Below are 9,712 nucleotides of genomic sequence, written 5' to 3' on the forward strand. Positions count from 1 at the left end.
CGGCCGCGCGATCACTGTCCGCGCATCCACTGCTCCATCACCGAGAGCAGGTGATCGGGATCGACCGGCTTCGTCACGTAGTCGGAGGCGCCCGACTCGATGGCCTTCTCCCGGTCGCCCTTCATCGCCTTCGCGGTGAGCGCGATGATCGGCAGACCGGCGAACTGCGGCATCCGGCGAATCGCCGTAGTCGTCGCATACCCGTCCATCTCCGGCATCATGATGTCCATCAGGACGACCGTCACATCGTCGTGCTGCTCCAGGACTTCGATGCCCTCGCGGCCGTTCTCGGCGTACAGCACGGACAGGCCGTGCTGCTCCAGGACGCTGGTGAGCGCGAAGACGTTGCGGATGTCGTCGTCGACGATCAGCACCTTCTCGCTGTCGAAGCGGATGCCGGACCTGGGCCGCGGTGCCGCCTCCTGCTGCCCGCCGGCCGGCCACTGCTCCTGCCCCTGGCCCGCCCCGGCCGCCGGCGGGGCGGTGAGCCCCGGCCGCTGCTCGGCCGCGGGAACCGCCCGGCGGCGCCGCCGGAAGAGCGCGGCGGGCCCGTTCTGGGTGTCCTGGTACGACCTCACCTCGGCCGGCGTCTCGATGTCCGGCCCGGCCGGCTCCTCCTCGGAGGCGAGCAGCTCGCCGGCTCCGAGCGCCGGTGCCAGCTGCCCGTAGCCCTGCGGCGGCAGTTCGCTCGGGTGCAGCGGCAAATACAGCGTGAAGGTCGAGCCGCGCCCCGGTTCGCTCTGCGCGTGGATCTCGCCGCCCAGCAGCCGCGCGATCTCTCGCGAGATGGACAGCCCCAGGCCCGTGCCGCCGTACTTGCGGCTGGTCGTGCCGTCCGCCTGCTTGAACGCCTCGAAGATCACCCGCATCTTGCTCGCCGCGATCCCGATGCCGGTGTCCGTCACCGAGAAGGCGATCAGGTCGCCGTCCGCGTCCCGCAGCGAACCCGACTCCAGGAGCTGCTCCCGGATGGCCACGGGAACGTCCGCCCCGGCCGGCCGGATGACCAGCTCCACCGCCCCCGAGTCGGTGAACTTCACCGCGTTCGACAACAGGTTGCGCAGCACCTGCAGCAGGCGCTGCTCGTCGGTGTGCAGCGTGGCGGGCAGTTCCGGCGAGACCCGCACGGAGAAGTCGAGCCCCTTCTCCGCGGTCAGCGGGCGGAAGGTGGCCTCCACGTAGTCGACGAGCTGCACCAGCGCGATCCGGGTCGGCGAGACGTCCATCTTGCCCGCCTCGACCTTCGACAGGTCGAGGATGTCGTTGATCAGCTGCAGCAGGTCCGAGCCCGCGCCGTGGATCGTCTCGGCGAACTCGACCTGCTTGGGAGTGAGGTTGGAGTCCGCGTTGTCGGCGAGCAGCTTGGCCAGAATCAGCAGGGAGTTGAGCGGCGTGCGCAGCTCGTGCGACATGTTGGCGAGGAACTCGCTCTTGTAGCGCATGGACACCGCGAGCTGCTCGGCGCGCTCCTCCAGGACCTGCCGCGCCTCCTCGATCTCGGTGTTCTTGACCTCGATGTCGCGGTTCTGCTGGGCCAGCAGCTCGGCCTTGTCCTCCAGTTCGGCGTTGGACTCCTGGAGGGCCTTCTGCCGGTTCTCCAACTCCGCCGACCGCTCTCGGAGTTGCTCGGTCAGTTCCTGGGACTGCTTCAGCAGCAGCTCCGTCTTGGTGTTGACGGAGATGGTGTTGACGCTGGTCGCGATCATCTCGGCGATCTGGTTCAGGAAGTCCTTCTGGATCTGCGTGAACGGCGTGAACGACGCCAGTTCGATCACCCCGAGCACGGTCCCCTCGAAGAGCACCGGCAGGACGATCACCTGGGCAGGGGGCGCCTCCCCGAGCCCGGAGGAGATCTTCAGGTAACCGCTCGGCGCGTTCTCCACCAGGATCGTGCGCTTCTCCTGCGCAGCCGTCCCGATCAGCGCCTCACCCGGCCGGAACGACGTCGGCATCGACCCCATCGAGTAGCCGTACGAGCCGAGCATCCGCAGCTCGTACGCCTCCTCGTCCTGGGCGGCCGCGTCCTTGCCGTCCATCAGCGGCATGGAGAGGAAGAAGGCGCCGTGCTGGGCGGAGACCACCGGCGTCAGCTCGCTCATGATCAGGGAGGCCACGTCGTCGAGATCGCGCCGTCCCTGCATCAGCGCCGAGATACGGGCCAGGTTGCCCTTGAGCCAGTCCTGCTCCTTGTTGGCGATCGTGGTGTCGCGCAGGTTGGCGATCATCTTGTTGATGTAGTCCTGAAGCTCCTGGATCTCGCCCGAGGCGTCCACGTCGATCTTCAGGTTCAGGTCACCGCGGGTCACCGCGGTCGCCACGCGCGCGATGGCGCGCACCTGCCGGGTCAGGTTCCCGGCCATCTCGTTCACCGACTCGGTGAGGTCGCGCCAGGTGCCGTCGACGTCACGCACCCGCGCCTGGCCGCCCAACTGCCCCTCGGTGCCCACCTCGCGGGCGACGCGGGTGACCTCCTCCGCGAAGGACGACAGCTGGTCGACCATCGTGTTGATGGTGGTCTTCAGCTCCAGGATCTCGCCGCGCGCGTCGATGTCGATCTTCTTGGTCAGATCGCCCTTCGCGATGGCCGTCGTGACCATCGCGATGTTGCGCACCTGGCCGGTCAGGTTCGACGCCATCCCGTTCACCGACTCGGTGAGGTCCTTCCAGGTACCGGACACCCCCGGCACCCGCGCCTGCCCGCCGAGGATGCCGTCCGTGCCCACCTCGCGGGCCACCCGGGTCACCTGGTCGGCGAACGAACTCAGCGTCTTCACCATGGTGTTGACGGTGTCGGCGAGCTGCGCCACCTCACCGCTCGCCTCGACCGTGACCTTCTTGGTCAGGTCGCCGTTCGCCACCGCGGTCGCCACCTGCGAGATGTTCCGCACCTGATTGGTCAGGTTGTTGGCCATCACGTTGACGTTGTCGCTGAGGTCCTTCCAGATGCCCGTGACGCCCGGCACCCGCGCCTGGCCGCCCAGGTTGCCCTCGGTGCCCACCTCGCGGGCCACCCGGGTCACCTGCTCGGCGAAGTTGGAGAGCTGGTCCACCATCGTGTTGACGGTGGTGACGAGTTCGAGGATCTCGCCCTTCGCGTCGACGGTGATCTTCTTCGACAGGTCGCCCTTGGCGACGGCGGTCGTGACCTCGGCGATGTTGCGCACCTGAATGGTCAGGTTGTTCGCCATGAAGTTCACGGACTGCGTGAGGTCCTTCCAGGTGCCGGAGACACCCTGCACCTCGGCCTGCCCGCCCAGCATGCCCTCGGTGCCCACCTCGCGGGCCACCCGCGTGACCTGCTCGGCGAAGTTGGAGAGCTGGTCCACCATCGTGTTGAGGGTGTTCTTCAGCTCCAGGATCTCGCCGCGCGCGTCCACGTCGATCTTCTGCGACAGGTCGCCCCGCGCCACCGCGGTGGCGACCTGGGCGATGTTGCGCACCTGGGCGGTGAGGTTGCCGGCCATGCCGTTCACGGAGTCCGTCAGGTCACGCCACACACCGGCCACGCCGGGGACCTGCGCCTGACCGCCGAGGCGGCCCTCCGTACCCACCTCACGGGCGACTCGCGTCACCTGGTCCGCGAACGCCGAGAGCTGGTCGACCATCGTGTTGATGGTGTTCTTCAGCTCCAGGATCTCGCCGCGCGCGTCCACGTCGATCTTCTGCGACAGGTCACCCCGCGCCACCGCCGTCGTCACCTGGGCGATCTGCCGCACCTGCGAGGTGAGGTTGCCCGCCATGAAGTTGACGGAGTCGGTGAGTTCCTTCCAGGTACCGGACACGCCGTCCACGCGGGCCTGGCCGCCGAGGCGGCCCTCCGTGCCCACGTCCCGGGCCATCCGGGTCACCTGGTCGGCGAAGCTCGACAGCTGGTCCACCATCGTGTTCACGGTGTTCTTCAGCTGGAGCATCTCGCCGGACACGTCGACGGTGACCTTCTGCGACAGGTCGCCGTTCGCCACCGCCGTCGTCACCTGGGCGATGTTCCGCACCTGGCCGGTGAGGTTGCGGAAGGCCGTGTTGACGGAGTCCGTGAGGTCCTTCCACGTACCGGCCGCGCCGGGCACCTGCGCCTGGCCGCCCAGCTCGCCCTCCACACCGATCTCGCGCGCCACCCGCGTGACCTCGGCGCCGAAGGACGACAGCTGGTCGACCATCGTGTTGACGGTGTTCTTCAGCTCCAGCATCTCGCCGGCGACCTCGACGCTGACCTTCTGCGACAGGTCACCGTTGGCCACCGCCGTCGTCACCGCGGCGATGTCCCGCACCTGAGTGGTCAGGTTCCGGAAGACCGTGTTCACCGAATCGGTGAGGTCCTTCCAGGTGCCCGCCGCACCCGGCACGTTCGCCTGGCCGCCGAGCCGCCCCTCGCCGCCGACCTCGTTCGCCACCCGGGTCACCTCGTCGGCGAACGTCCGCAGCGTCTCCGTCATCTGGTTGATCGTCTCGGCGAGCTGCGCGACCTCGCCGCGCGCCGACACCGTGACCTTCTGCGAGAGGTCACCACTGGCGACCGCCGTCGTCACCTGCGCGATCCCGCGCACCTGGGCCGTCAGGTTCCCGGCCATCAGATTCACCGAATCGGTGAGGTCCTTCCACACACCCGCCACACCCGGCACCTTGGCCTGGCCGCCGAGCTCGCCCTCGGTACCCACCTCGCGGGCGACCCGCGTCACCTCGGAAGAGAAGGAGGACAGCTGATCCACCATCGTGTTGACGGTGTTCTTCAGCTCCAGCATCTCGCCGGCCACGTGAACCGTGACCTTCCGGGACAAGTCGCCCTTGGCGACCGCCGTCGTGACGAGAGCGATGTCACGCACCTGGGCGGTGAGCCGGTACGCCATCGTGTTGACCGAGTCCGTGAGGTCCTTCCACGAACCCGACATCCCGCGCACCCGGGCCTGCCCGCCGAGCTTGCCCTCCGTGCCCACCTCACTGGCCACCCGCGTGACCTCGTCGGTGAACGTCGACAACTGGTCGACCAGGTTGTTGACCGTGCGCCCGACCTTGAGGAACTCGCCGCGCAGCGGATGCCCGTTGCCGTCCGGCTCCTGCGCCCGCAGTTCCATACGGGGCGACAGATCGCCCTCGGCCACCGCGGACAGCACCCGGCCGACCTCGGAAACCGGGCGTACGAGATCGTCGACCAGAGCGTTGGAGGCGTCGATCGCGGCCGCCCAGGAGCCCTCGCAGGCCCCCGTCTCCAGCCGCTCGGTGAGCTTCCCCTCCCGCCCTACCATCCGCCGCACCCGCGACAGCTCGCCCGTGAGCTGCAGGTTCCGGTCGGCCACCTCGTTGAAGACGGCCGCGATCTCGGACATCACGCCGTCGCCGGAGACGGTCAGCCGCTTGCGGAAGTTGCCGTCCCGCATCGAGACCAGAGCGGCCAGCAGCCGGTTCAGGGCGGCGGTGTCCACCGCGGTGGTACCACCCCTCGGTTTGCGCTGGTCACTCAGGGACTGTCCGCCCTTCGCGCGCGTCTTCGTGCCCCGCGTCGCTGCGCCAGACTCCACTGTGTCCCTCCCGCAGGGGTCGACCATTACTGCTCTGCGTGCTCAGGTACTCCCGCTCGGCGTACCGGGCGTACTGCTGCTCGGCACACTCGGAAGGCCCTCTGCCTGCCCGGACCTTCTCATCAAGCCTGCCCAGTGTTTCACCCCGACCGAACCAGGCCATAACAGTTCGGCAGCTTCGCACATCGTCCGCACACCCTCTGGACGGAAACACTGGCGACCGGCATCCGCATGGACGGCGAAGGTAAGTAACCTTGCATGCGGCTGTCCAGCCACGCCGGTTCCGTCCGGACTGGGCGGTGGCACGAGCACGAGCGGGCAGGCATCGGAGGGGCGCCGCACCATGACCACCGGACTGCATCCTGAGGAAACGCCTCAGGATCCCCGGCCGACGGGGAACCAGCCCCTGCCCCGGCAGGAGCGGGTGGACCCCGGAGCCCTGCACGCCGACAACCGGACGAGGAGTGCTGTGATCACCGCGCGCGCGGCTGCCAGCTTCGAGCCCTTGGGGCGGTCGGTCGCGACCGCCCGCGCCTTCGTTCGTGACACCCTCCAGGGCTGGGGCTTCGCCGACATCGTCGACGACGCCGTGGTCCTCACCAGCGAACTGGTCACCAACGCCGTGGTGCACGCGGGTACGTCCGCGGACGTCCTGTGTCTGCGCAGCGACGACGGCGTACGCATCGAGGTGGCGGACCGCTACCCAGAACGCGAGATTCCACTCCAGGGCAACGCCGTCAACATGGGCAGCCCCGACCGGGAGGGCGGCCGCGGCCTCCAGCTCTGCGCGGCCCTCGCCGACCGCTGGGGCGTCGAGTACACACCCACGCAGAAGCAGGTCTGGTTCCAGCTCGACCTGCCCGAGCGCGCCGTGGGAACCCGCACCGCCGGCCCCTCCCTCCCCGCCGCCCTGCTCCCGCTCGCCGACGGGCGGGTGCGCGTCGCCGTCGTCCAGATCGACCGCGTCGGCGCCATCACCGCGTGGAACGAGGACGCCGAGGAGCTCTTCGGGTACACGGCCGAGCAGGTCACCGGCAAACCGCTCACGGACCTCGCCGCCTGGCCGCACACCCCCGGCACCAGCACCGGCATCGTCGAGGCCCTCCAGCTCTCCCGCTGGGAGGGCAGTTACGGCCTCCGCGGCGCCGACGGCCGGGTGACCGCCGTGTACGCCTCGCACCTCCGCGTCCGCGACACCGGCGGCGAACCGTCCACCGTCTGCCTCCTGGTGCGCAACCACGAACGCGCCGTCCTGCAGACCCCGTTGCGCGGCGCCTCCGCCGACTCGGGCGCGATGTCCGAGGGCCAGGCCACCGACCCGTTCGAGGTCTTCATCGGCTCCCCGGCCCCGGACGACCTGGACGGCCTCCTCCAGCGCACGGTGGAGCGGGCCCGCGACATGCTCGACGCCGACTCCGCGTTCCTGCTCCTGGCCACCGACGACGAGACGGAACTGGAGGTACGCGCCTCGACGGGCCTGCCCTCCGCCCGCCAGCGCTTCGCCCGGGTCCCCGTCGAGGCCGGCCCCGGCCGCTACGGCTCGGCCCGCATGCCTGCCGTGCACGACGACCTCTCGGCCGTCCCCGGCGCGGTCCCCCTGCTGAACGGCACCGGGATGCGCTCGGTCGTCACCGTGCCGCTGAAGGTCGAGGGCCGCCTCACCGGCTCCCTCGGCGTCGCGGCCGAAGCGCCCGGCAGATACTCCAACGAGGAGGCCCTGCGCCTGCAGTTCGCCGCCGACCGCATCGCGCTGGCCGTCGAGTCCGCCCGGCTCGGCGAGCTGGAACGCCTGCGCCGCGGCTCCCTGTCCTTCCTCGTCGAGGCATCCGACCTCCTCGCCGGCACCCTGGACCGGGACCAGACGCTGGCCCTCATGGCCCAGATGACGGTCCCGACCCTGGCCACCTGGTGCGCGGTGTACACGATCGCCGACCAGTCCTCCGACCCGTACCTCTCCTACGTCCTGCACGAGGACGAGGAGCGCATCGACGGCCTCAAGGCCCTGCTCTCCAAGATCGACCCGCCCGACCCGGTCCCGACACCCGGCGCCCGCGTCTGGTCGGCCCCCGCCGAGGCGGCCCACCAGGCGGCGCTGCGGACCTCCATGCGCAGCCTCGGCCTGGGCGAGTCCCCGTCGGTGGGTTCGGGCATCGGCACCACCCTCGCCACGGCCGCCGCGGTCGGCGGCGAGACGGTCGTCCTGCCCCTGGTGGCACGCAACCGCGTCATCGGCATGCTCACCCTGGGCAAGCCGACGGACGAGCACTTCCGCCAGGAGATCCTGGAACTGGCCGAGGACCTGTCCCGCCGAGCCGCCCTCGCCCTGGACAACGCCCGCCTCTACTCCGAGCGCACGGCCATCAGCCAGTCCCTCCAGCGCAGTCTGCTGCCGCCCGAGCTCCCCGTGATCGACGGCGTCGAGGTCGAGGTCATCTACCGGGCGGCCGGCGAGGGCAACGAGGTCGGCGGCGACTTCTACGACCTGTTCCCCATCCGCGACGGCGCCTACGGCTTCGCCATCGGCGACGTCTGCGGTACGGGTCCGGAGGCGGCGGCAGTCACCGGCCTCGCCCGGCACGCGCTCCGGCTCCTCGCCCGCGAGGGCTTCGGTGGTCCGGCCGTCCTGGAGCGCCTGAACTCCGCGATCCTCGACGAGGGCGCCCGCAGCCGCTTCCTGACGCTGCTGTACGGCGAGTTGTGGCCCCAGGAGGACGGCTCGGCGGTCCTCAAGGTGGTCTGCGCCGGCCATCCGCTGCCGCTGCGCCTGCGTCAGGACGGCACGGTCACGTCCGCGGCAGAACCGCAGCCGCTCCTCGGCGTGATGGACGACCTGGAGCTGTACGAGGAGACGGTGACCCTGGACCCCGGCGACGTGCTCCTGTGCGTGACCGACGGCGTCACCGAGCGCCGTGAGGGCACCCGCATGCTCGGCGACGACGGCCTGGCCGACGTCCTCACCACGTGCACGGGGCTGACCGCCGGCGCGGTGGCGGCCCGCATCATGCGCGCCGTGGAGCGCTTCGCCTCCGACGCCCCGTCCGACGACATGGCGATTCTCGCGATGCGCGTGCCCGGCCTGCAGAAGGACTGACCGAAAGGCCCGGAATTCCGGGCCCTCGGAAGCCCTCGGAACGAGAAAAAGGCCCCCGCCCGAATGGGCGGAGGCCTTTTCTTTTGGAGCCCCCCAACGGAATCGAACCGTTGACCTTCTCCTTACCATGGAGACGCTCTGCCGACTGAGCTAGGGGGGCAGGTCACCTTTTCGAGGTTTCCCTCGCGGCAACGGAATAGATCATACCCCGAACAGAACCGTGCACCCAACCAGTCCGCCCGATTCAGAAGGCGGGCTGCAGCAGTCCCCCGAGCGCGTTGCACGCGGAGACCATGCGCTGCATCTGGCGCCTGGTCAGCGACGCGTCCACGGGCAGTGCGAGGGTCTCGTCGGCGGCCCGTTCGGTCTCGGGAAGGCAGACGTCGCGCCGGAATCCGGGCAGGCGGTGCACCGGTGTCTTCACGGGGACCCGGCAGTCGATTCCCTTGGCCCGCACCGCCCGCGCGAACGCGTCCCGGTCCGGCCGCCCGTTGCCGGGCACGCGCACGACGTACTGCTGGTAGGTGTGTCCGGCACCGTCGTCCGGTGTCCGTACGCCGCTGAGTCGAGCGTCGAGATACGCGGCCCGCGCCCTGCGCTGCGCGATCTCGTCGTACGGCACCTCGGACTCGCCCTGTTCCAGGACCAGAAGACCGTGCCGCTGTCCGACGGCGTGCAGCCGGGCCGTGTCGGCCGGCCGCCCGAAGCGGTGGACGACGACCACGGCGGCGGTCCGCGGAGTCACCGCGTCCTCGACGGCCGGTGTGTCCAGGCAGTACGTCGCCGGGTCTATGTCGGCGAACACCGGTGCCGCCCCGATGAGGGTCACGGCTTCGGCGACCTCGGCGTTCCCGAAGGCCGGCACGACGACTTCGTCGCCGGCTCCGACGCCCGCGGCCCTGAGCATTGCAGCTGTACCCATGCCTCGGATGGTCGTCGCGCAACGTGAACGACAAGTGACACCCAACAAAAAAGAGCTGGTCCCCGAACCGAAGTTCGGGGACCAGCTCTATTAAAATTTGTTCGGCGGCGTCCTACTCTCCCACAGGGTCCCCCCTGCAGTACCATCGGCGCTGTAAGGCTTAGCTTCCGGGTTCGGAATGTAACC

3 protein-coding genes, 1 tRNA gene and 1 rRNA gene are annotated in these 9,712 nt (G+C 69.7%); 1 reads left to right on the plus strand and 4 read right to left on the minus strand.

Annotation, left to right across the window (positions count from 1 at the left end):
* Positions 1-11: 11 nt before the first annotated feature.
* Positions 12-5,513: a HAMP domain-containing protein gene (locus tag ACZ4NT_RS21895; RefSeq protein WP_121406461.1), complete on the minus strand. Its 5,502-nt coding sequence runs from the start codon at positions 5,511-5,513 to the stop codon at positions 12-14.
* Positions 5,514-5,856: 343 nt separating this feature from the next.
* Here ACZ4NT_RS21895 and ACZ4NT_RS21900 point away from each other — a divergent pair, with 343 nt between their 5' ends.
* Positions 5,857-8,604: a SpoIIE family protein phosphatase gene (locus ACZ4NT_RS21900; protein ID WP_121406460.1), complete on the plus strand. Its 2,748-nt coding sequence runs from the start codon at positions 5,857-5,859 to the stop codon at positions 8,602-8,604.
* A gap of 84 nt (positions 8,605-8,688) precedes the next feature.
* Here ACZ4NT_RS21900 and ACZ4NT_RS21905 read toward each other — a convergent pair.
* The 3 genes from ACZ4NT_RS21905 to rrf form a co-directional block, all read right to left on the minus strand.
* A tRNA-Thr gene (locus ACZ4NT_RS21905) sits at positions 8,689-8,764 on the minus strand.
* Between the two features lie 84 nt (positions 8,765-8,848).
* Entirely contained in the window at positions 8,849-9,511 is a 663-nt protein-coding gene (locus ACZ4NT_RS21910) for a DegT/DnrJ/EryC1/StrS family aminotransferase (protein ID WP_467727033.1), read from the minus strand.
* A gap of 114 nt (positions 9,512-9,625) precedes the next feature.
* Positions 9,626-9,712, minus strand: a 5S ribosomal RNA gene (gene rrf, locus ACZ4NT_RS21915); the annotation flags it as partial.

The organism is Streptomyces sp. NPDC026417 (genome assembly GCF_055567695.1).

Coding starts and splice junctions, on each gene's coding strand:
- ACZ4NT_RS21900 (WP_121406460.1), top strand. CDS start 5,857: ATGACCACCGGACTGCATCCTGAGGAAACGCCTCAGGATCCCCGGCCG.
- ACZ4NT_RS21910 (WP_467727033.1), bottom strand. CDS start 9,511: ATGCTCAGGGCCGCGGGCGTCGGAGCCGGCGACGAAGTCGTCGTGCCG.